Raw genomic sequence first — 24,328 nt, 5'->3', positions numbered from 1 at the left:
AACCGACAAGCTGGACACCATGGTTCGCCTACTTTTCTGGATCGCCCTGATCGCCGCCGCGTTCTGGCTGTGGCGCAAGTTCAAAGTCAGCCAGCAGTCGCACCCCGAGGCGAAGCTGGACGCACCGCTGAAGATGGTGCGCTGTGCCCATTGCGGCGTGCACCTGCCCAACGACCGGGCGCTGCAGCAAGGCAACGAGTGGTATTGCAGCCAGGCACACCTGCAGCAAGGCCCTGGCCGCCAAGGCTGAACACAACGTCTGTTCAATCCTGAAAACCCATTCGAAATCTGTGGGAGCGGGCTTGCCCGCGAAGCAGGCACCGCGGTGTATGGCACCGGCTTCGCCGGTGTTCGCGGGCACGCCCGCTCCCACAGTGTTTATCTGCAGTTTCGTGTTCCACTTATCCCTCCCCGACCCTTTCACACCATTTACGACCTCGCCCCGCCGCCACCATTGACCCACACCGGCAAAATTCGCTAAATCCTATTTATCCGCATAAATATGAAAAATAGCGAAATGCTCAAAGCCAAACGCAAGCGCCAAAAGCTGTCCGATGTGATCGTCGAGTCGGTCAAGCGCTCGATCGTCACCGAAGCGCTGCATCCCGGCGACCGCCTGCCCACCGAGCGTGAGCTGATGGAACATTTCGAATGCTCCAAGGGCACCGCCCGCGAAGCCCTCAAGGCGCTGGAAGTCGAAGGCCTGGTCAGCACCCGCACCGGCCCTACCGGTGGCGCCTACCTGAACGAAGTGGGCACCGAGCCGGCCAGCCGTGCGCTGCGCAACTACCTGCACTTTCAGCACCTGGACGGCGAACAGGTGTACCAGCTGCGCAAAGTCATCGAGGTAGAGCTGGCGGTATCGGTGATGGGCAAGCTGAGCGAAGCCGACTACACCGCGCTGCAGGCCAACATCGACTTCTGCAGCGCGCCGGAAGACAGCGAAGAGGGCCAGCGCGAACAGCGCCTGGCAGAGCTGGAGTTCCACACCCTGCTGGCCGACCGTTGCCCCAACCCATTGCTGCGTTTCATGGCGGTGTTCCTCAACGACCTGCTGCGCGACCTGGTGGTGCTGAAAAAAGCCTACCTGCCCAAGCGCCAGCAGTTCGCCGCCGCCAACATCGACTACCACAAGCAATTGCTGAGCGCCCTGCGCGCCAGCGACGAACCCGCCGTACGCCGGCTTATGCACGAACACATGTGCGACGCCGAGCACCACATGACCGCGCTGGAAGGCGAGGTTGCCCGCAACTTCCTGCTGGAGTTCAACCACCACCACTGATGCGCCTGCAAAGAGGCCTGCAGACAGGCCCGGCCGTACCCGCTTTGTCATTGCCACTCCTGCCTAATAACCACAACCAAGGAGTTACTCATGCAAAGACGTACCCTGCTCAAGGCAGGCCTTGCCCTGGGTGCCTTAGGTAGCCTCCCCTTGGGGGCGCACCGGGCATTCGCCGACCAACCGTTGACCTTCTATGGGCTCAAGTCCATGTCGGGCGCCTTCGCCAGCTACGGCAAGTACGCCGACATGGGCTCGCGCCTGGCCATCGCCGAGTACCCGCAGCTACTCGGCCAGCCGCTCAAGTACAAGGTCATCGACACCGAAGGCAACGCCGGCAAAGCGGTGCGCAAGGTGCAGGAAGCCATCGGCCAGGATGGCGCCCGCTTCTTCCAGGGCTGTACCTTGTCGTCCTCGGCGCTGGCGGTGTCGAAGGAAATCCACAAGGCCGGCGGCGTATTCATGACCCCGGTCGGCGCCGACGAAATCACTGGCAAAGACTGCAACGCATCCACCTTCCGCTGGTCGGTGCCCACCTACGGCGCCATTCGCGAAACCCTGGTACCGATGATCCGCCAGCTGCCGCAGGCCAAGCGCTGGTACACCATCACCCCGCAATACGTGTTCGGCGACGCCCTGCTGGACAACGCCCGCAAGGTGTTCGCGGAGCTTGGCGTGGAACATATCGGCAACAGCTATCACTCGCTGCAGGAGCAGGAGTTCTCCGGCTACCTCACCAACGCCATCGCCGCCAAACCCGACGTGCTGGTACTGCTCAACTTCGGTAGCCAGGCCTCCAACGCGCTGCGCCAAGCGGTCAACTTCGGCATCAAGGACCGCATGAAAGTGCTGATGGTGTGGTCAGCCGGCCTCGACCAGTTTCAGGAGCTGGGCAGCGACGTGCTTGAAGGCGTGTACCTGGGTGCACAGTACTGGCACCAGGTCGATACGCCGCTGAACAAGCAGCTGGTCGCCGCCACCCGCAAGGCCTATGGCATCAACCCCAACTACCCGCTGGCCGCCGACTACATCGGCACCAAGGTCATGCTCGAAGCCATCGTCAAGGCTGGCAGCCTGGACGGTGCCGCCGTATCTGCAGCACTGCAGGGCATGCGCTTCCAGGGCCCGACCGGCGAAGAGCTGATCCGGCCAGGCGACCACCAGGTGCTCAAGGATTACTACCTGCTGCGCGGCAAGCCCCAGGGGCAGATGCGCGACGAGGACGACCTGGCCGAAATCATCAGCTCGGGCCGCTCGTTCGTCGAGGTCGACCACACCGGTTGCGCCCTGGCCTGAAGCCGCGGCGTTAGACACCCACACTCGTACAGGCAGCCGCCCAGCGCGCTGTCGAGGGCACGCACATGCTCGATTTGTACCTGTTCCAACTGCTGAACGGCCTGGGCCTGGGGATGATCTACTTCCTCATCGCCGTAGGCCTGACGATCATTTTCGGCCTGCTCAACTTCGTCAACTTCGCCCACGGTGCGTTCTTTCTGCTGGGCGCCTACCTGTGCTACACCGCCGTGGCCATCACCGGCAACTTCTGGCTGGCACTGCTGATTGCACCGCTGGCGGTGGCCGCGCTGGCCTGGGCGGTGGAGCGCGTGTTGATCAAACGCATCTACCACCTGCCACACACCTTCCAGATCCTTGTCACCCTGGGCATCGCATTGATCATCCAGGAGGCCTCGGTGCTGATCTGGGGCCCGGTGGGCAAGAACATCGCCGTGCCGCCCGAGCTGCGTGGGGTGCTGATCGTCGGTGATTTCATCTACCCCTACTACCGCCTGTTCCTGATCGGCTTCGCCGCACTGATCGGCGTTGGCCTGTGGCTGCTGCTGGAGCGCACCCGCTTTGGCGCGCTGGTGCGGGCCGGTAGCGAAAGCACCGAAACCGTATCGCTGCTGGGCACCAACATCTTCCGCCTGTTCTCCCTGACCTTCGCCCTGGGTGTAGGCCTGGCCGGGGTGGCCGGGGTGCTGTTCGCCCCCCTGCGCGGTGCACAGCCTTTCGTCGGCCCGGAAATCCTCGGCATCGCCTTCGTGGTGGTGGTGATCGGCGGCATGGGCTCGTTCGGCGGTGCGCTGGTCGGCGGCCTGCTGGTGGGTGTGGTGCAAAGCATGATGACCAGTCTTTGGCCGCAAGGCGCCAGCCTGATGATCTACGGCGCCATGGCGGCGGTGATCCTGGTACGCCCCTATGGCCTGTTCGGGAGAGCCTGAGATGAGCGAAAAGAACCCATTGCCGGTCGCCAAGGGCCGCGCCCCGGCGCTGCTGTTGCTGGTGGTCGCCAGCCTGGTGGCACTGCCGCTGCTGCTGCCCTCCGCCACCCTGGCCACCGAGATCTTGATCTTTGCCCTGGCCGCGCTGGCCTGCAACCTGCTGCTCGGCTACACCGGCCTGCTGTCGTTCGGCCAAGGGATCTTCTTTGGCGTGGGCGCCTATGGCGCAGCGCTGCTGATGATTCACTTGCAGTGGGGCATGTTCGCCGCGCTGCTGGGGGCAGCTGTGTTCGGCGCCGTCCTCGCGCTGCTGGTGGGCGCACTGGCGATCCGTCGCACGGGCATCTACTTCGTCATGCTGACCCTGGCCTTCAGCCAGATGGCCTATTTCCTGGCCTATACCCTCAGCGGCTGGACCGGGGGCGACAACGGCCTGCTTGATGTGCCACGGCCGAATATCGAAATCGCCGGCCATGTGCTGGTCGACCTGGCCGACCCAAGGCACTTCTACGTGTTTGTAGCCGTGCTGTTCCTGCTGATCTTCGCCGGCGCCCTGCGGGTGATCCGCTCGCCGTTCGGCAGCACCCTGCTGGCCATCCGCGAAAACGAGACCCGTGCCGCCGCCATCGGCTACGACACCCGCCACTTCAAGATTCTGGTGTTCATGCTGTCGGGCGCCATTACCGGGCTGGCGGGGGCTTTGTACGCCATGCTGCTGCACTTTGCACCGCTGTCGAACATCGACCTGATGATGAGCGAGAACATCCTGATCATGACCATCGTCGGCGGCACTGGCTCGCTGTTCGGCTCGCTGCTGGGGGCCGGTGCCATCGTGCTGCTGGGCGATGTGCTGTCAGAGCTGTGGCCACGCTGGCTGATGCTGCTGGGGGTGATCCTGATCCTGGTGGTGGTGTTCATGCGCGGCGGCCTGTGGGGCGGCCTGGCCGACCTGGGCAAGCGCCTGCTGGCCACCCGTAACCCCCATGACAAACCCCAGGCCAAGACCAAGGAGACCCTGTAATGAGCGACTACCTCCTGGAAACCCGCCAGCTGGAGCTGGCCTATGGCCCGTTCAAAGCTGTCGCAGGCGTGGACCTTAAAGTGCGCGCCGGCACCATCCACACGGTCATCGGCCCCAACGGCGCCGGCAAGACCAGCCTGTTCCACTGCCTGACCGGCGAGCGCCAGGCCACCGCGGGCAAGATCCTGTTCAACGGCCAGGACATCATCCGCAAGCCATCCCACGGGCGCGTGGCACTGGGCATGGCCCGTTCGTTCCAGCTCACCAGCCTGTTCCAGAACCTGTCGGTGCGCGAAAACCTGCGCCTGGCTGCCCAGGGCCGAGACGGCCTGGGCGCGCTGAACTTCTGGCGCAGCGTCGAGCACAAGCGCAGCCACTGGAACACCGCCGACCAGGTGCTGGAGCGCCTGAAGCTGACGGGGCGCGCCGAGACCCTTGCCGGCGAGCTGTCGCACGGTCAGCAGCGGGTGCTGGAAGTGGGCATGTCGATCTGCGCCAAGCCCACCCTGCTGATGCTCGACGAGCCCACCTCGGGCATGGGCATAGACGATATCCCGGTGATGACCGACCTGATCAACGACCTTGGCCGCGACCACACCGTGCTGCTGATCGAGCACAACATGAGCATCGTCATGTCGATCAGCCAGCGCATCACGGTGATGAGCCACGGCCAGATCCTGGTCGAGGGTACCCCTGAACAGGTGCGCAACGACGAGCGCGTGCGCACCGCTTACCTTGGAGAGGCCGCCTGATGCTCAACGTCGATTCGATCCATTCCTACTACGACAAGAGCCATGTGCTTGAAGGTGTCTCACTCAAGGTCGAGGCTGGCGAACTGGTGACCCTGCTGGGGCGCAACGGTGCCGGCAAGACCACCACCTTGCGCAGCATCCTCGGCATCGTCCGCCCACGGCAGGGGCAGATCAGCTTCAACGGCCAGCAACTGGTCGGCCGCGAAATCTTCGATATCGCCCGGCAGGGCATTGCCTTGGTGCCGGAGCACCGCGGCATCTTTCGCCAGCTCAGCGTCGAGGAGAACCTGAAGATTGCCGTACGCAAGGCCAGCCGCTGGCAGCTGGAGGACGTGTACAGCATGTTCCCGCGCCTGAAGGAGCGTCGCCGCAACGGTGGTTTTGCCCTGTCCGGTGGCGAGCAACAGATGCTCGCCATCGCCCGCGCCCTGCTCAACGGCCCCAAGCTGCTGATCCTCGACGAACCCACCGAAGGCCTGGCCCCGGTGATTGTCGATGAACTGGTGAAGATATTGCGGCGGATCAAGGACGAAGGTCTTTCGATCCTGCTGGTGGAGCAGAACCTGATGGTCTGCGATGCCCTTGCTGATCGCCACTATGTGCTGGAGCAGGGCCGGGTCGCCTACCAGGGCAGTGCGGCGCAGTTCCGCGAAGACCCAAGTATCAAGAACCGTTACCTGGCCCTTAGCGCCTGACCCGACCGTGCTTACCTGTACCGGCCCTTTCGCGGGCAAACTCGCGCCTACAAAGATGTCACCACCCTCAGCCCTGCGAGGCCTTTGTAGGAGCGGGTTCACCCGCGAATAGGCCGGTACGAGCCACCCAGTAATTTCAGGAGAGCTGAACCATGAACACCCGCATCGATCCCTCGCTGCACCTGCTCGGCCAAGGCCCTCTGATCAACCGCGAGCGCCTCTGGCAATCATTGATGGACCTGGCCCAGCTCGGCGCCACCGCCAAGGGCGGCGTGTGCCGCCTGGCCCTGACCGACCTCGACCGCCAGGCGCGCGACCTGTTCGTGCGCTGGTGCGAAGAAGCCGGCTGCACCGTCAGCATCGACGCCATCGGCAACATCTTCGCCCGCCGCCCCGGCCGCAACCCTGCCCTGGCACCGGTGATGACCGGCAGCCACATCGATACCCAACCCACCGGCGGCAAGTTCGATGGCTGCTATGGCGTCATGGCCGGCCTTGAAGTCATGCGCACCCTCAACGACCTTGACCTGGCCACCGACGCCCCGCTGGAAGTGGTGGTGTGGACCAACGAAGAAGGCTCGCGTTTCCCGCCGTGCATGATGGGCTCAGGTGTGTTCGCCGGTAAGTTCGGCCTGCAGGAAACCCTGGCCAAGGTCGATGACCAGGGTCTGTCGGTCGGCGCCGAGCTGCAGCGCATCGGCTACGCCGGCCCGCGCGTGCCCACCGGGCATGCCGTGGGCGCCTACTTCGAAGCGCATATCGAGCAAGGCCCGGTGCTGGAAGACCAGCGCACCACCATCGGCGTGGTCCAAGGCTGCCTGGGGCAAAAATGGTTCGACCTGACCCTTACCGGCGTCGAGGCGCATGCAGGCCCCACGCCCATGCACTTGCGCAAGGACGCATTGGTCGGCGCTGCCGAGGTGGTGGCTGCGGTCAACCGCGTTGCTCACGCGCACCAGCCACATGCCTGCGGCACGGTCGGCTGCCTGACCTTGCACCCAGGCTCGCGCAACGTCATCCCCGGCCAGGTGCACATGACCATCGACCTGCGCCACCTCGACCCTGGGCACCTCGACGCCATGGTCAGCGAAGTGCGCGCAGCTCTCGAAACCAGCACGGTGAAGCATGGCCTGAGCTATCAGCTGACCCCGACAGCCGACTTCCCGCCCCTGTACTTCGCCGAGCAGTGCGTGGATGCCGTGCGCCAAGGCGCGCGTGCGCTGGGCCTGAGCCACATGGATATCGTCAGCGGCGCCGGCCACGATGCGATCTTCCTCGCCGAGCTGGGCCCGGCCGGGATGATCTTCGTGCCATGCGAAGGTGGCATCAGCCACAACGAAATCGAAAATGCCGCGCCGCAGGACCTGGCCGACGGCTGCGACGTGCTGCTGCGTGCCATGTTCCAGGCCGCCAACTCAGGAGCCCGTTGAAATGAGCCAGAAAACCGCGATTGGCGAGTTCACCGCCGTCGAACTGCTCGCGTTGTACCAGCGCCGCCAGTTGTCCCCGGTCGAAGTGGTCGACGATGTGCTGGCGCGCATCGACCTGCATAACCCGGCAGTCAACGCCTACTGCCATGTCGATGGCGAAGGTGCCCGCGCCGCAGCCCGCGCCAGCGAACAACGCTGGCAGCGCGGCGAGCCCTGTGGCCGACTGGATGGCGTGCCCGCTTCGATCAAGGACCTGACCCTGACGCGTGGCATGCCCACCCGCAAGGGCTCGCGTACGACCTCGGGTACCGGGCCGTGGGAAATCGATGCGCCCTTCAGCGCCTTCATGCGTGAAGCCGGTGCAGTGCTGGTGGGCAAGACCACCACGCCGGAGTTCGGCTGGAAAGGCGTGACCGACAACCCGCTGTACGGCATTACCCGCAACCCGTGGGATACCAGGCTGACTGCCGGGGGCTCGTCCGGCGGTGCGGCAGCAGCAGCGGCACTGAACCTGGGCGTACTGCACCAGGGCAGCGATGCTGGCGGCTCGATTCGCATCCCCTGCGCCTTTACCGGCACCTTCGGTATCAAACCGACCTTCGGCTATGTGCCGCAATGGCCGGCCAGCGCCATGACCGTGCTGTCGCACCTGGGGCCGATGACGCGTACCGTGGACGACTCGGTACTGATGCTCGACTGCGTAGCCCGCCCCGATGCCCGCGACGGTTTGGCCGGCGCGCCCCGGCAGGCGCCGTGGCTGGGCCAGCAGCAAGATCTGCGCGGCCTACGCATCGCCTACAGCGCCAACTTCGGTTACGTGCAGGTCGACCCACAGATCCAGGCACTGGTGGCGCAAGCGGTGCAGCGCCTGGCGCGGTTGGGTGCGCAGGTAGAGGAAGTGGACCCGGGCTTCAGCGACCCGCTGGAAACCTTCAATACCCTGTGGTTTGCCGGGGCTGCGCGATTGGCCAGTGCCTTGAGCGATGAGCAGAAAGCGTTGCTTGACCCGGGGCTGCGCTGGATTGCCGAACAAGGCGCACAGATCAGCCTTGGCGAATACACCCAGGCGCTAGAGGCACGGGCAGAATTGATTGCGAAGATGAATGCCTTTCATCAGCGATATGACGTGCTGGTATCGCCGATGCTGCCGTTGGTGGCGTTCGAAGCCGGACACAACGTGCCGCCTGGGTCGGGGATGGCGCAATGGATGGAGTGGACGCCGTTCAGCTACCCGTTCAACCTGACCCAGCAGCCGGCGGCTTCGGTGCCCTGCGGGTTTACCCGCGAGGGGTTGCCGGTGGGCCTGCAGGTGGTGGCCGGGCGCTTTGCCGATGAGCAAGTGCTGCGGGTGTGCAAGGTGTATGAGCAGCATTATCCGAGCCGGCACTTGCAAGCACCGATTACTGGCTGAAATCTGTATTGGCTTCTGCGGCCCTTTCGCGGGTGAACCCGCTCCTACACACACCGATTACTGGCTGAAATCTGTATTGGCCTCTGCGGCCCTTTCGCGGGTGAACCCGCTCGTGTGGGAGCGGGTTCACCCGCGAAGAGGCCCTCAGCCCAAACGCCCTTCTGGCGCATACGGCGCCGGGTCGATAATCGGCTCGGCCCCTGTCAGCAAATCGGTAAACAGCTGGCACGAAGCCGGCGCCAGCACCAGCCCATTGCGATAATGCCCGCAGTTCAGCCACAACCCTTCATGCCCCGGCACAGGCCCAATGTAAGGGATGCCTTCTGGCGACCCCGGCCGCAGTCCCGCCCAGTGCGCCACCACTGTGGCGCCTTCAAGCTCTGGCAACAACTCCACCGCCGATGCCTTCAGGCTTTCCAGCGCATCCCCGGTCGGGGTCTTGTCATACCCGGCGTGTTCCAGCGTGCTCCCCACCAGAATGTGCCCGTCACGTCGCGGGATTGCATAACGCCCCTTGGCCAGCACCATGCTCGGCAAGAAGTCTTCAGCACACTTGAACAGGATCATCTGGCCCTTCACGGGCTCCACAGGCAGTTCAAGGCCAAGGGTACGCAACAGGTCGCCACTCCAGGCGCCTGCACTGAGCACAACCTCATCCGCCGCCAGTACGCCATCAGCCGTCTGTACACCGGTCACGCGCCCCTTTTCCTGCACGAAGCCGGTGATCTGGCAGTGTTCGCGCAAGGTCACGTTTGGCAGCGCCAGCAACGCCGCTTTCAGCGATTTGACCAAGCGTGGGTTGCGCACATTGGCCACGCCAGCCATGTAGATGGCGTGCTTGAAGCCCGGGCCCAACACCGGCACCGCATCGTAGGCCGCCGAAATATCCACGGCACTCAGCGGCCGCTGCTCGCGCGCGGCCCAGGCCAACGCTTCGGCCTCGTCGTCCAGGTCGAGCCAGTACAGCCCGGTGGTGTGAACTTCGGGGTCGACGCCAGTGCTGGCGAACAGACGCTCGCCCAGCTGTGGATAAAAGTCCTGCGACCAGTGCGCCAGAGCGGTCACTGCGGCGCTGTAGCGCCACGGGTACAACGGCGAAACAATGCCTCCGCCAGCCCAGGACGACTCTCGGCCAACCTCACCCTGATCGCACACCACCACCTGGCCGACCTTGGCTGCCAGGTTGAATGCCGTCAGCAGGCCGATCACCCCGCCGCCGACCACCACTACTTGCTTGCTCATCTGTCGATCCAACACCTGAAGTAAAACCGCGATGCGCCGGGCATCATTGAACCTTCAGCTTCCCCAGCAGTGCGTGCTGTGCTCAACAGCGCCCGGATTGCGCTGCACGCCAGCCTGGTCGAGCTGGAAATCGCCACAGCCATCCTGCGCCATCAGCCCATGCGGTAGCCGCCGGGCGCGCAGTGTGAAGGTGTCACTGTCGCGCTGGGCCTGCAGGCTGTAGTAGCGGGTGCCTTCGGGCAAGACCAGGTCGCCCTCGGCGTATTGGCCAGTGCGCACGCGGTGGCGCTCCAGACGCAGGGCAGCATCGTGCAGCAGGCCAACCACTTCGCTGCGCGCGGCTCGCCGAAGCTGGTCGCTGTAACTGGGGTAGGCAATGGCTGCCAGAATGCCGGTCACGGCCAGCACAATCAACAACTCGATCAGGCTCAAGCCTTGCTGCATGTCAGTCTCCTCGCAATCTTTGCCGCCAGGTGATGCGTTGGGTTCGATTGCCTGCCACTGCGTAGACCGCCTCCAGTACATGCCTTGAGCGGCTTTGCTTGCTGACAGCGGTAATCCGGAACAGGCGAACCGGCTGCCGTTCGGGCATGTGCGCGGCACATGTGCTGACGCCCAGGTTCTGCAGCTGGAAAAAGCCGGTCTGGGTACCTTGCCACTGCCCAACCAGATCGTGCGGCCTGGGCGGCGGCAGGCACGCGTTACAATCGTCAGGGGGCGCTCGTTCAAGTTCGCGCTCCCCGGCCAGCAAAGTGGCCTCAGCCTCTTCCAGCGCCAGCAGGCCATCGCTCAGGTAACCGGTCATCCGCGTTTCCACCAGCGCGTCACGCAGGGCAGATGTGGCAAGCAGGCCCAGTAGGACGCTGAGCACCAACGCCAACAACAGGACAACACCCCGCTGGCGGTTCATGAAGCCGGCACCGGGTTACGCAATGCCACGCTCAGCGCATGGTGCTGCTCAAGCTGCAAGGTCGGCTCATACAATGTCAGCTGAAGATCGATGCGCTCTCCAGCCACCTGCACCACACGCAGTTCGCGCACGTGATCGACCAAGGGCTGATTGCGACCGCGCCGCGCGAAGTAAAGCGTACTTCCAACCTGAACATAGCGATGCCGGCTGACAGGCACAGCCATAAGCTTGTCGCTACCTTGCGCGCGCGCCTGGTGTACCTCCACCTTGTTGATACAGTTTGTCAGCAAGGTCCAGTCGGGGTCGCCGGCATACCCTGGTAACTCAGCGACGACCAGGCTCAAACTTGACGGGCCGCTCGCCAAGGGCCGGGCAAAGGCCTGCTCCGACCCGGGGACCAGAAAGTCGTCTGGGCCCAGGCGCAGGCAACCGAACATCCCGGCCATGCGGATATCCTGCGCCATGCGCAGCAATGCAAGTCGCGCATCATCCTGCATACGCACTGCCGTACTTTGTAGGCGCCAAGTCTGGTGCGCAGAGACAAAAAGCTGACTGGCCGCCGCCAGCAGCACCAATCCGATCGCCAGCGCCAGCACCATCTCAAGCAATCCAAACCCTGCCTGGCAGCGCCTCATCGCCGCCTGCGCTCATGGTCGCTGTGCAGCGCCATCGCCGCCTGCGCATCCCGGCGCGCGCTGTCCGCTGCCTGTAATGCCTGCAACTGCATCGCAGCCGTTGCGAACAGGCCTGCGGCCACGACCACGACCGCCAACAACACCTCCAGAAGCGTCATGCCCCCTTGCCTTGCGTGCATCCCTGCACCTCCTGCGACTTTTCCCGTCATTGCTTTCAACTTGGGCGACTGGACCTCTTGTCCAACCGCCAGGAAGCTATAGCCAAGCACGTCCAGGAAGGAATGCACGGTGAAGCAACGTGGCGTAACACTGATACAAATGTTGTCGGCCTTGGCCGTGGCGGTCTTGCTGACTCAGCTGGGCATGCCGGCCTACGCCCGAATGAGCGATGACCTACACCGGGCGGCGGCTGCCCGTGATCTGGCGCAGGCGCTGCGCAGTGCACGCAGCCATGCCATGCTGCAAAGCCAGCCGGTGCTGGTGTCGGCGCTGGACGGTAATTGGGGGAATGGTTGGCGGGTAGTGTTGGAGCATAACCGCCAGGTGCTACGCGAACAGCGCCTTGCAAAGCCGCTGAAAATAACCAGCAATCGCGGTGAGCAGTTCAAATTCAGTGCGCTGGGCGTGCCAGTGACGCCGGGCAACAGCTGGTTGGGCGCGACACTGGAAATGTGCGAACGCGCCTCTGCTCGCAGCCGATATCAAGTGGCGTTGGCATCAAGCGGCAGAGTCAGGGTGCTTACGCAGGACCGGAGCAATGACCGCTGCTAGCGTGGTCATTGCAGGAACGGTCTTGGGTCGCGCAAGGGCTGCAAAGCCGCCCCTGCATGGGCGGCGGTACACCCCGTCAGATCAGCGAGCGAACCCGCAGCTCTTTGGGCATCGAGAAGGTGATGTTCTCTTCACGCCCGTCCAGCTCTTCAGCGCCGGTAGCGCCCCAGGCCTTGAGCTGCTCGATCACGCCACGCACCAGCACTTCGGGGGCCGAAGCACCGGCGGTGATGCCAATCCGTGCGGCCTGGTCGAACCAGTCGCGCTGCAAGTCCTCGGCACCGTCGATCAGGTAGGCCGGGGTGCCCATACGCTCGGCCAGCTCGCGCAGGCGGTTGGAGTTCGAGCTGTTCGGGCTGCCGACCACCAGTACCACGTCGCTTTCACCGGCCAGTTGCTTGACGGCGTCCTGGCGGTTTTGCGTGGCGTAGCAGATGTCGTCCTTGCGCGGGCCGCCGATATTCGGGAACCGCGCACGCAAGGCGTCGATAACACGGCTGGTGTCATCCATCGACAGCGTGGTCTGGGTGACGAAGGCCAGGTGGTCCGGGTCGCGCACCTGCAGGTTGGCCACATCTTCCTCGTCTTCGACAAGGTAGATGGCGCCACCATTGCTGGGGTCGTACTGGCCCATGGTGCCTTCGACTTCCGGGTGCCCCTCGTGGCCGATGAGAATGCACTCACGGCCATCGCGGCTGTACTTGGCAACCTCGATGTGCACCTTGGTCACCAGCGGGCAGGTGGCATCGAACACCTTCAGGCCACGGCCAGCGGCTTCCTGGCGCACCGCCTGGGAAACACCGTGGGCACTGAAGATGACAATGACATCGTCCGGCACCTGGTCCAGCTCTTCGACGAAGACGGCGCCACGGTTACGCAGGTCTTCCACCACGAACTTGTTGTGCACCACTTCGTGGCGCACATAGATTGGCGGGCCGAAGACTTCCAACGCGCGGTTGACGATCTCGATCGCCCGGTCGACCCCAGCGCAAAAGCCGCGAGGGTTGGCGAGTTTGATTTGCATGATCGGCTCCAGGCTTACAGGGCCTTCACCTCGAGGATCTCCACCTCGAAGGTCAGGGTCTTGCCAGCCAGTGGGTGATTGAAGTCGATGGTCACCTGGTCATCGTCGAACGCTTTGACCACACCCGGCAGCTCGGTGTTGGCGGCGTCGTTGAAGATGATCAGCAGCCCTTCGGACAGCTCCATGCCCTCGAAATTGGACCGCGGCATGACTTGCACGTTTTGCGGGTTGGGCTGGCCGAAGGCGTTCTCCGGCGCTACCACTACCGTACGCTTATCACCGGCCTTGAAGCCGAACAGGGCGTTTTCAAAGCCAGGCAACAGGTTGCCATCGCCCACTTTGAAAGTAGCCGGGGCCTTGTCGAAGGTGCTGTCGACGGTGTCGCCGTTTTCCAGGTGCAGCGCGAAGTGCAGGGTGACTTCGGTGTTCTGGCCGATACGGGTGTCAGTCATGGACCGGATCCTCGGACTTCTTGCTCTTGAACATATCCAGCGCCAGCATCACCGCACCAACGGTGATGGCGCTGTCGGCCACGTTGAAGGCCGGGAAGTAATGGCGGTTCTGCCAGTGCACCAGGATGAAGTCGACCACATGGCCCAGTACGATGCGGTCGTACAGGTTACCAATCGCCCCACCCAGCACCAGCGCCAGCGCCACGGCCAGCCAGGTCTCATTGCGCCCCAGGCGCTTGAGCCACACCACCAGCACCGCGCTGACCACCACGGCGATCAGGGCGAACAACCAGCGCTGCCAACCTGCGCCGTCAGCCAGGAAGCTGAAGGCGGCACCGGTGTTGTAGGCCAGGGTCCAGCTGAAGTAGTCAGGAATGACCACGATCTGCTGGTACATGGTCAGGGCGTTGTTGAAGTACAGCTTGGTGGCCTGGTCGACGACCAGGACCAGCAAGCTCAGCCACAGCCATGCAAGGCGCCCGAAGCGCCCCGCTGCAGGGTTAGGCATAGTGGCGTACCTCACCCGAGCCGGTCAGGTTGTCGACGCAACGGCCGCAGATTTCCGGATGCTCCGGGTGGCTACCGACGTCGGCGCGGAAGTGCCAGCAACGGCCGCACTTGGTGTGGCCGGATTTGACCACTTGCAGCTTGAGGCCTTCGACTTCGGTGGCGACCGCTTCGGCCGGGGCCTGGGCGAATGGCACCACGCTGGCGGCCGAGGTGATCAGCACGAAGCGCAGTTCGTCACCCAGCTTGCCCAGGTCGGCGCTCAGGCCTTCGTCGGCGAACAGGGTCACTTCGGCTTGCAGGTTGCCGCCGATGACCTTGGCGGTGCGCTGGTTTTCCAGCTCCTTGTTGACCGATGCCTTCACGGCCATGACGCGGTCCCAGTAGGCGCGGTCCAGCTCGGTGCCTTCCGGCAGCTCGCTCAAGCCTTGGTACCAGCCGTTGAGCATGACCGACTCGTTGCGCTCGCCCGGCAGGTACTGCCAGATTTCGTCGGCGGTGAACGCCAGGATCGGCGCGATCCAACGCACCAGCGCCTCGCTGATGTGGTACAGCGCAGTCTGGCAGGAACGGCGGGCGACACTGTTGGCGCCGGTGGTGTACTGGCGGTCCTTGATGATGTCGAGGTAGAAGCCGCCCAGCTCCTGTACGCAGAAGTTGTGCACCTTGGAGTAGACGTTCCAGAAACGGTACTCGCTGTAGTGCTCTTCCAGTTCGCGTTGCAGCAGCAGGGTCCGGTCCACGGCCCAGCGGTCCAGCGCCAGCATGTCTTCCGGGGCCAGCAGGTCGCGGGCCGGGTCGAAGCCGGACAGGTTGGACAGCAGGAAGCGTGCGGTATTGCGGATACGCCGGTAGGCGTCGGCACTGCGCTGCAGGATCTGCTCGGAAACCGCCATTTCACCGGAATAGTCGGTGGCCGAAACCCACAGGCGCAGGATGTCGGCACCCAGGGTGTTGTTGACCTTTTCCGGCTCGATGGTGTTACCCAGCGATTTGGACATCTTGCGGCCGTTTTCGTCCACGGTGAAGCCGTGGGTCAGCAGCTCGCGGTACGGCGCGTGGTTGTCGATCGCGCAACCGGTCAGCAAGGACGAGTGGAACCAGCCGCGGTGTTGGTCGGAACCTTCCAGGTACAGGTCAGCGCGCGGGCCGGTGGCGTGGCCGATGTCGTGCGAGCCACGCAGTACGTGCCAGTGGGTGGTACCGGAGTCGAACCACACGTCGAGGGTGTCGGCGATCTTGTCGTACTGGTCGGCTTCAGCGCCCAGCAGTTCGGCGGCGTCCAGCTTGAACCAGGCTTCGATGCCCTCCTGCTCGACACGCTTGGCCACCGCTTCCATCAGCTCGACGGTACGCGGGTGCAGCTCGCCGGTCTGCTTGTGCAGGAAGAACGGGATCGGCACGCCCCAATTGCGCTGACGCGAGATGCACCAGTCCGGGCGGTTGGCGATCATCGAATGCAGGCGCGCCTGGCCCCAGGCCGGGACGAACTTGGTGTCTTCGATGGCTTTCAGTGCGCGCTCACGCAGCGGCTCGCCAGTGCTTGGCTGCTTGTCCATGCCGACGAACCACTGCGCGGTGGCGCGGTAGATCAACGGGGTCTTGTGACGCCAGCAGTGCATGTAGCTGTGGCTGATGGTTTCGGTGTGCATCAGCGCACCGACTTCGCTCAGCTTGTCGACGATGGCCGGGTTGGCCTTCCAGATGAACTGGCCGCCGAAGAATGGCAGCGACTCGACGTACACACCGTTGCTCTGCACCGGGGTGAGGATGTCGTCGTTGACCATGCCGTAGCGCTTGCAGGTGACGAAGTCGTCTTCACCGTAGGCAGGCGCGGAGTGCACCACGCCGGTGCCGGCGCCCAGTTCAACGTAGTCGGCCAGGTACACCGGCGACAGGCGGTCGTAGAACGGGTGACGGAAGTTGACCAGCTCCAGCGCCGAACCCTGGGCGGTAGCGATGACCGAGCCTTCCAGGTTGTAGCGTTTGAGGCACGACTCGACCAGCTCCTCAGCCAGCACCAGCAAGCGCTCGCCGGTATCGACCAGGGCGTACGTGAACTCCGGATGGATATTCAGCGCCTGGTTGGCCGGGATGGTCCACGGGGTGGTGGTCCAGATCACGATGGCGGCAGGCTTGGCCAGCGACGCCAGGCCGAAGGCGGCAGCCAGCTTGGCTTCGTCGGCGACCGGGAAGGCCACGTCGATGGTCTGGGATTTCTTGTCGGCGTACTCGACTTCCGCCTCGGCCAGGGCCGAACCGCAGTCGAAGCACCAGTTCACCGGCTTCAGGCCCTTGAACACGAAGCCTTGCTTGACCATTTCGGCCAGTGCGCGAATTTCGCCAGCTTCGTTGGCGAAGTTCATGGTCTTGTACGGGTTGTCCCAGTCACCCAGCACGCCCAGGCGAATGAATTCGGTCTTCTGCCCTTCGATCTGCTCGGCAGCGTACTCGCGGCACAGCTCGCGGGTGCGGTCGGCAGAGAGGTGCTTGCCGTGGGTAACCTCGACCTTGTGCTCGATCGGCAGGCCATGGCAGTCCCAGCCCGGTACATACGGCGCATCGAAGCCGGCCAGGGTCTTGGAGCGGACGATCATGTCCTTGAGGATCTTGTTCAGCGCATGACCGATGTGAATCTTGCCGTTGGCATAGGGCGGGCCGTCGTGCAGGACGAACTTGGGACGATCCTTGCCAATTTCGCGCAGCTTCTGGTACAGGCCAATGCTGTCCCAGCGCTGCAGTATCTGCGGTTCGCGCTGAGGCAGGCCGGCCTTCATGGGGAAGGCGGTGTCCGGAAGGTTAAGCGTGGCTTTGTAGTCGGTCATTTCAGGCTCTTCGTTAGCGGTTGAGCGTGCCAATGTGCACGTGCGGCGGCGATATCCGCATCGATCGCCGACTTCAGCGCCTCCAGGGAGGCGAATCGCTGCTCTTCACGCAGCTTGTGGTGGAACTCCACCGTCAGACGCCGGCCATACAGGTCGCCGGCAAAATCCAGAAGATGAATCTCCAGGTGCGGGCGCCCATCACCGGCAACGGTGGGACGCACGCCAATATTGCCCACACCCGGCCAGGCCTTGCCGTCGATTTCGATGCTGGCAAGGTAGACCCCGGACAGCGGTACGCGGCGGCGCTTGAGCTGGATGTTGGCGGTAGGTGTGCCGAGCTGGCGGGCCAGCTTCTGGCCGTGCAGCACGCGGCCGGTAATGCGGTATGGGCGGCCCAGGAGGTGCTCGGCCAGCTCGAAGTCGCCTTCGGCCAGGGCCGTGCGCACTTCGGTACTGCTGACCCGCAGCCCGTCCTGGATCACCGTGTTGGCAGCCTCGACGGTGAAACCGTACCGGTTGCCGGCGTCGACCAGGAAGGCGAAGTCGCCCGCGCGGTCGCAGCCAAAGCGGAAGTCATCGCCCACTTCGAGGTGCCGCACGCCCAGGCCATCCACCAGGATGGCCTTGACGAAGGCATCGGCGCTGAGCTTGCTCAAGCGGTGGTTGAACGCCAGGCACAACACCCGATCGATGCCCTCGGCGGCCAGCAACTCGACCTTGTCGCGCAGGCGGGCCAGGCGCGGCGGTGCGGTATCGGGGGCGAAATACTCGCGTGGTTGCGGTTCGAAAATCACCACGCAGGTCGGCAGGCCCAAAGCCTGGCCGCGCTCGCGCAGGCGCGCCAGGATTGCCTGGTGGCCGCGGTGAACCCCGTCGAAGTTGCCAATGGTGGCGACACAGCCCCGGTGCTCGGGGTGCAGGTTGTGAAGACCTCGAACCAGCTGCATAACGCGCTTCTTGCTCATAAAGTGGCCGATTATAACCACACCCGGGCGCCGGTGACAGGCAGCAGCGCCCAAGGGCGGCGTGGAATGCTAAAAACCGACGCCTGACCCGCCCGAAGCCTTAGTGCAAGGCCTTGCGGGCGAAATGCCGGGGCCGGAAACCGCACAGGTACAGGCAACCGAAATAGGCTACGACACCCGCCAGGATCAGCGCCCCGAGGCGCATGAAGCGTTCAGGCATGATGCCCTGCTCCCAGGCCGGCATATAGTGCATGCCCGCCAGCAGCACGGCCGACATCAGCGTCACGGCCAACACCAGCTTGAGCAGGAACATGGCCCAGCCCGGCTGCGGCTCGAACAACTGCTGGCTGCGCAGCTTCCAGAACAGCAAGCCGGCATTCAGGCAGGCGCCGAGGCTGATCGCCAATGCCAGACCGGCATGTGCGAGCGGGCCAACCAGCGCCAGGTTGAACAGCTGGGTGCAGACCAGGGTGAAGACCGCGATCTTCACCGGTGTGCGGATATTCTGCTGCGCATAGAAGCCGGGTGCCAGTACCTTGACCAGAATGATCGCCAGCAAGCCTACCGAATAGGCCATCAGCGCCCGCTGGGTCATGGCCGCATCAAACGCACTGAACTTGCCATATTGGAACAGCGCGACGGTCAGCGGCTCGGCAAGAATGGCCAGCGCCAGGGTACACGGCAGTACCAGCAGGAAGCACAACCGCAGGCCCCAGTCGAGAATCCGCGAGTACTCCTCGCGGTCCTTGTTGGCGTAGGTCTTGGCCAGGGTCGGCAGCAGGATGGTCCCCAGGGCCACCCCCAGCACGCCCGAAGGCAGCTCCATGAGGCGGTCGGCGTAGTACATCCACGACACCGAGCCGGCTACCAGGAACGAGGCGAAGATGGTGTTGATGATCAGCGAGATCTGGCTCACCGATACCCCGAGAATCGCCGGCAGCATCTGCTTCAGTACCCGCCAGACCCCGGCATCGCGCAGGTTCAGCCGCGGCAGTACGAGCATGCCGATCTTTTTCAGCGCCGGCAGTTGATACAACAGCTGCGCCAGCCCACCGGCCAGTACCCCCCACGCCAGGGCCATTATCGGTGGGTTGAAGTACGGCGTGAGCAACACGGCGAAGGCGATCATCGCCACGTTGAGCAGCGTCGGGGTAAAGGCCGGTACCGAGAAACGGTTCCAGGTATTGAGGATTGCGCCGGCCAGGGAAGACAGCGAGATCAGCAATATATAAGGAAAGGTCACCCGCAGCAGGTCGGTGGTCAGCTGGTATTTTTCGGCGCTGTCGACAAAGCCCGGGGCCGTTGCCCACACCACCCACGGCGCCGCCAGGATACCGATGGCGGTCACCAGTGCCAGGACTAGGGTCAGCAGGCCGCTGACATAGGCAATGAAGGTGCGGGTCGCCTCCTCGCCTTGCTGGGTCTTGTATTCGGCCAGGATCGGCACGAAGGCCTGGGAAAAAGCGCCTTCGGCAAAGATACGCCGCAGCAGATTGGGGAGCTTGAACGCAATGAAGAAGGCGTCGGTAGCGACGCCGGCACCAAAGATACGCGCCAGGATGGTGTCGCGAACGAAGCCCAGCACCCGCGAAATCATGGTGATCGAGCTTACTGCAGCCAGGGATTTGAGCAGGTTCATCGAAAAGATTCACGCCAATGACAGAGGACGCTGCCAGACAGCGTCCGAATGTGCGATACTCCCGCGCCTTCGCAGGGGAGCCAAAAATTCCCGAGTGTACAGGTCGCGCAGCAGAAAGGAATCTTTCCCGCTTGTTGGCGCACCGCTCGGCGGAACCTTGCAGGTGGCCTTGACATCCGCTCGACTGATCGGCATGATTCGCGGCCTATTTTGTTTGCTATTTACCTAAAGTCTTTCGAGGAGCTCGACGGTGGCCAACACACCTTCCGCCAAGAAACGTGCAAAACAGGCTGAGAAGCGTCGCAGCCACAACGCCAGCCTGCGTTCCATGGTCCGCACCTACATCAAGAATGTAGTTAAAGCCATTGACGCAAAAGACGCTGAAAAAGCACAAGCCGCTTACGTTCTGGCTGTACCTGTAATCGACCGTATGGCCGACAAAGGTATCATCCACAAGAACAAGGCTGCTCGTCACAAAGGCCGTCTGAATGGCCACATCAAGGCGCTGAAAGAAGCTGCAGCTGCCTAAGCGACGCGCAAGTCGAAAAGCCGACCCTAGGGTCGGCTTTTTGTTGCCTGCGATTTATGACTGCGGGCACAGCACCTTATGGGACTCGATCCCTGTGGGAGTGGGGCCGCGCTTGGCGGCCCTACTTTTACGTTACTTGGCTATCTGAATCTTCGGCGCCCACTGCAGCCATTGATCTTCGGCCTTGTCGAACAAGGCAAAGGTCTGCTGCGGCCGGGCCGGGTTACCCATCTGCTCACCCTCCGGCGTTGCAAAGGCGATACCGCCATCGATCAGGGTCTCCACCGACTCGGTCCGCACTGTAGCGCCCTTGAACAGTCCCCAGTCGAAACCGAAGCCACTGCTGTTCCAGAAGCGGCTGCCGCTACGCACCAAGGTGGCATAGCGCGGCTCGATGAGAATATGGATCAGTACCCGGTCAGCGCTCTGGCCCAGCTCGAAGCCCGTGACCTTGCCCACCGCAACCTCACGGTAGGTTACCGGCACACCTGGCTTGATCGAGCCACGGCGCGGCGCGCTGAGCGTCAAGGGCAGGCCAACCTCAGGCCCTGCCACCTGCGGGGCATCGGCCAAGGCGATGAAGTCACGCTGCGGACCGCGATCCTTGGCCGCGGGCTGCACTTCCAGGTACTGCCCACCAATCAAGGTATCCAGGTTCTCGGTGCGCACCAGCCCCAGCGCTGGCTTGACCACCCAGAACTGCGTACCGGCCCGGGCAATACGGTCTGCCGCTTCGGTAATACGCGCTCGCAGCAGCACTGCCTGCAGGTCGTCGGTAAGGTCGACACTTTCGATACTGCCAACATCCAGGCCGCGGAAACGAATGGCCGTCCCCGGCTTCAAGCCATCGGCACGATCTACGCGGATGGTGATCAACGTGCCAGCACGGTTGACCGCTTCCTGGCTGTCATGCAGGCGGAAGCGCGGGATATGCCGCTTCAGCGCCACGTCGGGACGCGGCGTATCGAAGGCAATACCGCCGGCCATCAGCGTTTGTAGCGACTCACTCTTGATCTTTATGCCCGACAGACCACCGGTGAGGGTGATACCACTGACATTCCAGAAGCGCGACGAACCGTTGACCAACTTTTCGTATTCTTTCTCGATATGCACACCAATAAGGATGCGGCTGCTGTTGCGGGCGAACTGGTAGCTTTGCACGCTACCCACCTTCACCTGGCGGTACATCACGGGGCTGCCCACCTCCAGCGAGCCCAGGGTATCGGCGAACAAGACCATATGCAGGCCCGGTGCCTTGAGGTCGAGAGGCGGTGCCTTGGCTCGAGCCTCGAACTCCCGCTCGGGCCGTGCGCCCTTCTCGCCCGGGCGAATGGCGATATAGTTACCCTTTACGAGCGCCTCGAGCCCCGTGATACCCGCCAGGGAAATCGACGGTTTCACCACCCAGAACTGGGTGCCCTCGACCAGGTAGTCTTCGGTCAGCGGGTCCAGCGTCAGCTCAGCCGATGCACTCCCCAAGTTATCCTCCATCTTGAGGGTTTTAAGCGAACCCACCTGGATACCTTTGTACATGACGGGCGTACGACCTGCCTGCAGCCCCTCGTAATCGCTCAGCTTAACCTTGACCCGGATACCCGCCTGGGCCGCATCGAAGTCTTCATACAGGCGGAACGGCAGGCTCGGGTCGGTGGGCGGGCTGTCCTTGCGATATTCCGGGGTGGCAAAGGCGATACCACCCGCCACGATGCTCGACAACGACTCGCTGCGTACCTTCACACCCGAAAGCGAAGCATCGATGCTGACGCCGCTGGCGTTCCAGAAACGCGTGTGCTTGCGCACCAGGCTGGCATAGGCCGGCTCGATGAAGACCTTGACCTCTACGGTGCTCTGGTCCTCGGACAGCCGATAGCTTTTCACCCGGCCAACCTGGATCTGTTTGTAGAACACCGGGCTGTCACGGTTGAGCGACCCCAGGCGGTCAGCCTTGAGAGTGAGGTGCAAACCGGGCTCGCTGTCTGACAGCGGCGGCGCCACCTTCAATGCAGTGAAGCGCTTGGTACGCTCACCCTCCCCTGGGCTGACGGCAATGTAGTTACCTGACACCAGTGTTTCAAGGCCGGAGATCCCCGCCAGGCTGACACTGGGCTTCACCAGCCAGAAGCGCGTGCCCTTGGTCAGGTGCGGCTCGGCGGCCTTGTTCATCTCGATGGTGGCAATCACCCCCTGATTCTCACCCTTGGCGTCGAGTACCAGGCTCTTCACCTTGCCAACCGGCATGCCTTTGTAAATCACCTCGGTCTTGTTGGCGACGATACCCTCGCCCGACTCGAAGCGGACTTCGATTTCTACGCCGGCATCGCGATAGGCCTGCCACGCGAGCCAGCCACCGATCATCAGAGCGATCAAAGGCAGGATCCAGATGGCCGACCAGTTCGAGGCTGGGCGGGTTTTGGCCGTTGGCAGGTCACTCATGGTCGTCATCCGACTCCGTGTTATCCCAAATCAGTCGGGGATCGAAAGTTAAAGCGGCAAGCATTGTCAGGATCACCACAGTTGCGAACGCGACAGCGCCCAGGTTGGCTTCGACACTGGCTATCCGGCCGAAATTCACCACCGCCACCAGAATGGCAATGACGAAGATATCCAGCATGGACCAGCGCCCAATGAACTCGATGAAGCGGTACATCAGTATCCGTTGTCGGGCGGATAACGGTTGCCGGCGCTGCACGGAGTACAGCAGCAAGCCAATGCCCACCAGCTTGAACGTGGGCACCAGAATACTGGCGATGAACACCACAGCCGCAATCGGCACCATGCCGTGCTTGAGCAGGGTAATGACCCCGGACATGATCGTGTCCGGGCTGCCTTGACCAAGGGTGCTCACCGTCATGATGGGCAACATGTTGGCCGGGATGTACAGGATCGAGGCGGCAATCAGCAGCGCCCAGGTACGCACAATGCTGTTGGGTCGGCGCGCATGCACGATAGCGCCGCAACGTGTACAGGTTTGCGAAGTACTGCCTGGCTCTTGCCGGTTCAGCTCGTGACATTCATTGCAGACCAGAATGCCTGCATCAATCGCCCGCATGCAGGTCCTCCCCTGATAGCGCACTCCAGATCTGGTGCGGTGACATCACTACTTCAAGCCACACCTGGATCAACAACAGACTGATAAAACAGAACAACCCCAGGCCCACGGTCAGTTCAGCCAGGTCCACCAGTTTGACGATGGCCACGAGCACGCCCATGAAATAGACCTCGAGCATGCCCCAGTCACGCACGTGGTGATAGAGGCGGTAGAACACCAACCCATAGTCCCGCCCAATGTTCAGGCGAATGCTCAACAACACGGTCAGCTGGCATAACAACTTGAGCAACGGTATGGCCATGCTGCACAAAAACACCACTGCGGCGACGCCACGCATCTCCGAGTTGTATAGCCCCAGCACACCGCTCCAGACGGTATCGTCCGAAGTCTGGCCGAGCAGGTGCAACTGCATGATCGGAAGGAAGTTGGCCGGAATGAACAGCAACAGGGCCGTCAGCACCAGGGCCAGGCTGCGATTGACCACATTGTGCCGATGCGCGTACAGCTCGTAGCCGCAGCGCGGGCATTGGGCTTTTTCATCATGCTGAAGCACAGGCTTGCGCAGCAGCAAATCGCATTCGTGGCAGGCGACAAGCTCGTCCAGCGGCAACTCGGCCAGTGGTTCAGGTTCAACAGAATTGGACATATAGCGCTTCTGAATAGGTGCGTGAGCCTATTCTAGTGGTCTGGCTCGGATTGTGGGAGGCGACTATGGCACGCAGACCTGCAGAAGCCTCCACAGTGATCTGTGCCAGGTTGCAGACGCGCGCGAGGTTTGAAGGTTTCTCAGACCACAAAGACAAAACCCCTACCTGCATGTGCAGATAGGGGTTTTGCGAAATGAATCTTGACGATGACCTACTCTCACATGGGGAAACCCCACACTACCATCGGCGATGCATCGTTTCACTGCTGAGTTCGGGATGGGATCAGGTGGTTCCAATGCTCTATGGTCGTCAAGAAATTCTGT

General features: G+C 63.0%; 25 protein-coding genes and 1 rRNA gene. 11 read left to right on the top strand and 15 right to left on the bottom strand.

The features are described from left to right. Positions 1–19: 19 nt before the first annotated feature. From E8E68_RS23050 to E8E68_RS23010, 9 genes are all read left to right on the top strand, one after another. Positions 20–250, top strand: a complete 231-nt coding sequence (locus E8E68_RS23050) for a PP0621 family protein (protein ID WP_016713394.1) — start codon at positions 20–22, stop codon at positions 248–250. A 267-nt stretch (positions 251–517) separates the two neighbouring features. Then, the gene (locus E8E68_RS23045; RefSeq protein ID WP_110747692.1) at positions 518–1,282 is read left to right on the top strand and encodes an FCD domain-containing protein; all 765 of its coding nucleotides are present in this window, start codon (positions 518–520) and stop codon (positions 1,280–1,282) included. A 90-nt stretch (positions 1,283–1,372) separates the two neighbouring features. Continuing rightward, on the top strand, positions 1,373–2,575 hold the full coding sequence (locus tag E8E68_RS23040; RefSeq protein WP_110747695.1) for an ABC transporter substrate-binding protein: 1,203 nt from the start codon (positions 1,373–1,375) through the stop codon (positions 2,573–2,575). A 65-nt stretch (positions 2,576–2,640) separates the two neighbouring features. Continuing rightward, a complete protein-coding gene (locus E8E68_RS23035; protein ID WP_266028705.1) occupies positions 2,641–3,501 on the top strand; it encodes a branched-chain amino acid ABC transporter permease in 861 nt (286 codons plus the stop codon). A 1-nt stretch (position 3,502) separates the two neighbouring features. Then, entirely contained in the window at positions 3,503–4,522 is a 1,020-nt protein-coding gene (locus E8E68_RS23030; RefSeq protein ID WP_266028707.1) for a branched-chain amino acid ABC transporter permease, read from the top strand. Then, complete coding sequence (locus E8E68_RS23025; protein WP_266028708.1) at positions 4,522–5,274, top strand: ABC transporter ATP-binding protein; 753 nt, start codon at positions 4,522–4,524, stop codon at positions 5,272–5,274. Before E8E68_RS23030 ends, E8E68_RS23025 begins: the two co-directional genes overlap by 1 nt. Then, positions 5,274–5,969 carry an ABC transporter ATP-binding protein gene (locus E8E68_RS23020; RefSeq protein ID WP_266028709.1) on the top strand — a complete coding sequence of 232 codons (696 nt, stop codon included), beginning with the start codon at positions 5,274–5,276 and terminating at the stop codon, positions 5,967–5,969. Before E8E68_RS23025 ends, E8E68_RS23020 begins: the two co-directional genes overlap by 1 nt. 152 nt (positions 5,970–6,121) lie before the next feature. Then, positions 6,122–7,399, top strand: coding sequence for a Zn-dependent hydrolase (locus E8E68_RS23015; protein WP_266028710.1), 1,278 nt, complete (start codon positions 6,122–6,124; stop codon positions 7,397–7,399). Between the two features lies 1 nt (position 7,400). Next, positions 7,401–8,810, top strand: coding sequence for an amidase (locus E8E68_RS23010; RefSeq protein ID WP_280345188.1), 1,410 nt, complete (start codon positions 7,401–7,403; stop codon positions 8,808–8,810). 144 nt (positions 8,811–8,954) lie between these two features. On the opposite strand, the gene thiO is transcribed toward E8E68_RS23010, so the two are convergent. The 5 genes from thiO to E8E68_RS22985 are packed head-to-tail and all read right to left on the bottom strand — an operon-like array spanning position 8,955 to position 11,776. Continuing rightward, entirely contained in the window at positions 8,955–10,052 is a 1,098-nt protein-coding gene (gene thiO, locus E8E68_RS23005) for a glycine oxidase ThiO (protein WP_004577282.1), read from the bottom strand. A 54-nt stretch (positions 10,053–10,106) separates the two neighbouring features. Continuing rightward, positions 10,107–10,496, bottom strand: a complete 390-nt coding sequence (locus E8E68_RS23000) for a type IV pilin protein (protein ID WP_266028712.1) — start codon at positions 10,494–10,496, stop codon at positions 10,107–10,109. Between the two features lies 1 nt (position 10,497). Then, a complete protein-coding gene (locus E8E68_RS22995; RefSeq protein WP_266028713.1) occupies positions 10,498–10,962 on the bottom strand; it encodes a hypothetical protein in 465 nt (154 codons plus the stop codon). After that, positions 10,959–11,597 carry a prepilin-type N-terminal cleavage/methylation domain-containing protein gene (locus E8E68_RS22990; RefSeq protein WP_266028714.1) on the bottom strand — a complete coding sequence of 213 codons (639 nt, stop codon included), beginning with the start codon at positions 11,595–11,597 and terminating at the stop codon, positions 10,959–10,961. Before E8E68_RS22990 ends, E8E68_RS22995 begins: the two co-directional genes overlap by 4 nt. After that, positions 11,594–11,776 (bottom strand): prepilin-type N-terminal cleavage/methylation domain-containing protein, encoded by a 183-nt coding sequence (locus tag E8E68_RS22985; RefSeq protein WP_266028724.1) that lies wholly within the window; start codon positions 11,774–11,776, stop codon positions 11,594–11,596. Before E8E68_RS22985 ends, E8E68_RS22990 begins: the two co-directional genes overlap by 4 nt. 109 nt (positions 11,777–11,885) lie before the next feature. Between E8E68_RS22985 and E8E68_RS22980 the strand changes: the two genes are divergently transcribed. Further along, positions 11,886–12,368, top strand: a complete 483-nt coding sequence (locus tag E8E68_RS22980; RefSeq protein ID WP_266028715.1) for a GspH/FimT family pseudopilin — start codon at positions 11,886–11,888, stop codon at positions 12,366–12,368. Positions 12,369–12,444: 76 nt separating this feature from the next. Here the strand turns inward: E8E68_RS22980 and ispH are convergent, their stop codons facing one another. The 6 genes from ispH to murJ all read right to left on the bottom strand — a co-directional run bounded on the left by ispH (position 12,445) and on the right by murJ (position 19,780). Then, entirely contained in the window at positions 12,445–13,392 is a 948-nt protein-coding gene (ispH, locus tag E8E68_RS22975; RefSeq protein WP_110747727.1) for a 4-hydroxy-3-methylbut-2-enyl diphosphate reductase, read from the bottom strand. A gap of 14 nt (positions 13,393–13,406) precedes the next feature. Continuing rightward, positions 13,407–13,844 (bottom strand): FKBP-type peptidyl-prolyl cis-trans isomerase, encoded by a 438-nt coding sequence (gene fkpB, locus E8E68_RS22970; RefSeq protein ID WP_003247607.1) that lies wholly within the window; start codon positions 13,842–13,844, stop codon positions 13,407–13,409. Then, positions 13,837–14,352 (bottom strand): signal peptidase II, encoded by a 516-nt coding sequence (lspA, locus tag E8E68_RS22965; RefSeq protein WP_014589581.1) that lies wholly within the window; start codon positions 14,350–14,352, stop codon positions 13,837–13,839. The genes fkpB and lspA overlap by 8 nt, the downstream gene beginning before the upstream one ends. Beyond that, positions 14,345–17,176 (bottom strand): isoleucine--tRNA ligase, encoded by a 2,832-nt coding sequence (gene ileS / locus E8E68_RS22960; RefSeq protein WP_280345175.1) that lies wholly within the window; start codon positions 17,174–17,176, stop codon positions 14,345–14,347. Before ileS ends, lspA begins: the two co-directional genes overlap by 8 nt. Beyond that, entirely contained in the window at positions 17,173–18,123 is a 951-nt protein-coding gene (gene ribF, locus E8E68_RS22955) for a bifunctional riboflavin kinase/FAD synthetase (protein WP_280345173.1), read from the bottom strand. Before ribF ends, ileS begins: the two co-directional genes overlap by 4 nt. A 118-nt stretch (positions 18,124–18,241) precedes the next feature. Continuing rightward, positions 18,242–19,780, bottom strand: coding sequence for a murein biosynthesis integral membrane protein MurJ (gene murJ, locus E8E68_RS22950; protein WP_266028717.1), 1,539 nt, complete (start codon positions 19,778–19,780; stop codon positions 18,242–18,244). A 250-nt stretch (positions 19,781–20,030) separates the two neighbouring features. Between murJ and rpsT the strand changes: the two genes are divergently transcribed. Beyond that, the gene (gene rpsT, locus E8E68_RS22945; protein ID WP_003247625.1) at positions 20,031–20,309 is read left to right on the top strand and encodes a 30S ribosomal protein S20; all 279 of its coding nucleotides are present in this window, start codon (positions 20,031–20,033) and stop codon (positions 20,307–20,309) included. A 132-nt stretch (positions 20,310–20,441) separates the two neighbouring features. On the opposite strand, the gene E8E68_RS22940 is transcribed toward rpsT, so the two are convergent. From E8E68_RS22940 to rrf, 4 genes are all read right to left on the bottom strand, one after another. After that, on the bottom strand, positions 20,442–22,742 hold the full coding sequence (locus E8E68_RS22940; protein WP_110747740.1) for an MlaD family protein: 2,301 nt from the start codon (positions 22,740–22,742) through the stop codon (positions 20,442–20,444). After that, positions 22,735–23,358 carry a paraquat-inducible protein A gene (locus tag E8E68_RS22935; RefSeq protein WP_186689420.1) on the bottom strand — a complete coding sequence of 208 codons (624 nt, stop codon included), beginning with the start codon at positions 23,356–23,358 and terminating at the stop codon, positions 22,735–22,737. Before E8E68_RS22935 ends, E8E68_RS22940 begins: the two co-directional genes overlap by 8 nt. After that, the gene (locus E8E68_RS22930; RefSeq protein ID WP_110747743.1) at positions 23,345–24,004 is read right to left on the bottom strand and encodes a paraquat-inducible protein A; all 660 of its coding nucleotides are present in this window, start codon (positions 24,002–24,004) and stop codon (positions 23,345–23,347) included. Before E8E68_RS22930 ends, E8E68_RS22935 begins: the two co-directional genes overlap by 14 nt. Before the next feature lie 199 nt (positions 24,005–24,203). Further along, positions 24,204–24,319, bottom strand: a 5S ribosomal RNA gene (gene rrf / locus E8E68_RS22925). Positions 24,320–24,328: the final 9 nt, after the last annotated feature.

Source organism: Pseudomonas sp. BN607 (assembly GCF_029871175.1).
Classification (GTDB): domain Bacteria; phylum Pseudomonadota; class Gammaproteobacteria; order Pseudomonadales; family Pseudomonadaceae; genus Aquipseudomonas.
The sequence above is the reverse complement of the archived record's forward strand: the minus strand, read 5'-3'. Positions and strand labels throughout refer to the sequence as shown.

What these genes read in the sequence shown, in the direction of transcription:
- E8E68_RS22940 (WP_110747740.1), bottom strand. Translation starts at nt 22,742, where the DNA reads ATGAGTGACCTGCCAACGGCCAAAACCCGCCCAGCCTCGAACTGGTCG.
- E8E68_RS23010 (WP_280345188.1), top strand. Translation starts at nt 7,401, where the DNA reads ATGAGCCAGAAAACCGCGATTGGCGAGTTCACCGCCGTCGAACTGCTC.
- E8E68_RS23045 (WP_110747692.1), top strand. Translation starts at nt 518, where the DNA reads ATGCTCAAAGCCAAACGCAAGCGCCAAAAGCTGTCCGATGTGATCGTC.
- E8E68_RS22985 (WP_266028724.1), bottom strand. Translation starts at nt 11,776, where the DNA reads ATGCACGCAAGGCAAGGGGGCATGACGCTTCTGGAGGTGTTGTTGGCG.
- murJ (WP_266028717.1), bottom strand. Translation starts at nt 19,780, where the DNA reads ATGAACCTGCTCAAATCCCTGGCTGCAGTAAGCTCGATCACCATGATT.
- E8E68_RS22935 (WP_186689420.1), bottom strand. Translation starts at nt 23,358, where the DNA reads ATGCGGGCGATTGATGCAGGCATTCTGGTCTGCAATGAATGTCACGAG.
- ribF (WP_280345173.1), bottom strand. Translation starts at nt 18,123, where the DNA reads ATGCAGCTGGTTCGAGGTCTTCACAACCTGCACCCCGAGCACCGGGGC.
- ispH (WP_110747727.1), bottom strand. Translation starts at nt 13,392, where the DNA reads ATGCAAATCAAACTCGCCAACCCTCGCGGCTTTTGCGCTGGGGTCGAC.
- ileS (WP_280345175.1), bottom strand. Translation starts at nt 17,176, where the DNA reads ATGACCGACTACAAAGCCACGCTTAACCTTCCGGACACCGCCTTCCCC.
- E8E68_RS22930 (WP_110747743.1), bottom strand. Translation starts at nt 24,004, where the DNA reads ATGTCCAATTCTGTTGAACCTGAACCACTGGCCGAGTTGCCGCTGGAC.
- E8E68_RS23015 (WP_266028710.1), top strand. Translation starts at nt 6,122, where the DNA reads ATGAACACCCGCATCGATCCCTCGCTGCACCTGCTCGGCCAAGGCCCT.
- thiO (WP_004577282.1), bottom strand. Translation starts at nt 10,052, where the DNA reads ATGAGCAAGCAAGTAGTGGTGGTCGGCGGCGGGGTGATCGGCCTGCTG.
- fkpB (WP_003247607.1), bottom strand. Translation starts at nt 13,844, where the DNA reads ATGACTGACACCCGTATCGGCCAGAACACCGAAGTCACCCTGCACTTC.
- E8E68_RS23040 (WP_110747695.1), top strand. Translation starts at nt 1,373, where the DNA reads ATGCAAAGACGTACCCTGCTCAAGGCAGGCCTTGCCCTGGGTGCCTTA.
- E8E68_RS23000 (WP_266028712.1), bottom strand. Translation starts at nt 10,496, where the DNA reads ATGCAGCAAGGCTTGAGCCTGATCGAGTTGTTGATTGTGCTGGCCGTG.
- E8E68_RS23020 (WP_266028709.1), top strand. Translation starts at nt 5,274, where the DNA reads ATGCTCAACGTCGATTCGATCCATTCCTACTACGACAAGAGCCATGTG.
- E8E68_RS23030 (WP_266028707.1), top strand. Translation starts at nt 3,503, where the DNA reads ATGAGCGAAAAGAACCCATTGCCGGTCGCCAAGGGCCGCGCCCCGGCG.
- E8E68_RS22995 (WP_266028713.1), bottom strand. Translation starts at nt 10,962, where the DNA reads ATGAACCGCCAGCGGGGTGTTGTCCTGTTGTTGGCGTTGGTGCTCAGC.
- E8E68_RS23025 (WP_266028708.1), top strand. Translation starts at nt 4,522, where the DNA reads ATGAGCGACTACCTCCTGGAAACCCGCCAGCTGGAGCTGGCCTATGGC.
- E8E68_RS22990 (WP_266028714.1), bottom strand. Translation starts at nt 11,597, where the DNA reads ATGAGGCGCTGCCAGGCAGGGTTTGGATTGCTTGAGATGGTGCTGGCG.
- lspA (WP_014589581.1), bottom strand. Translation starts at nt 14,352, where the DNA reads ATGCCTAACCCTGCAGCGGGGCGCTTCGGGCGCCTTGCATGGCTGTGG.
- E8E68_RS23050 (WP_016713394.1), top strand. Translation starts at nt 20, where the DNA reads ATGGTTCGCCTACTTTTCTGGATCGCCCTGATCGCCGCCGCGTTCTGG.
- E8E68_RS23035 (WP_266028705.1), top strand. Translation starts at nt 2,641, where the DNA reads ATGCTCGATTTGTACCTGTTCCAACTGCTGAACGGCCTGGGCCTGGGG.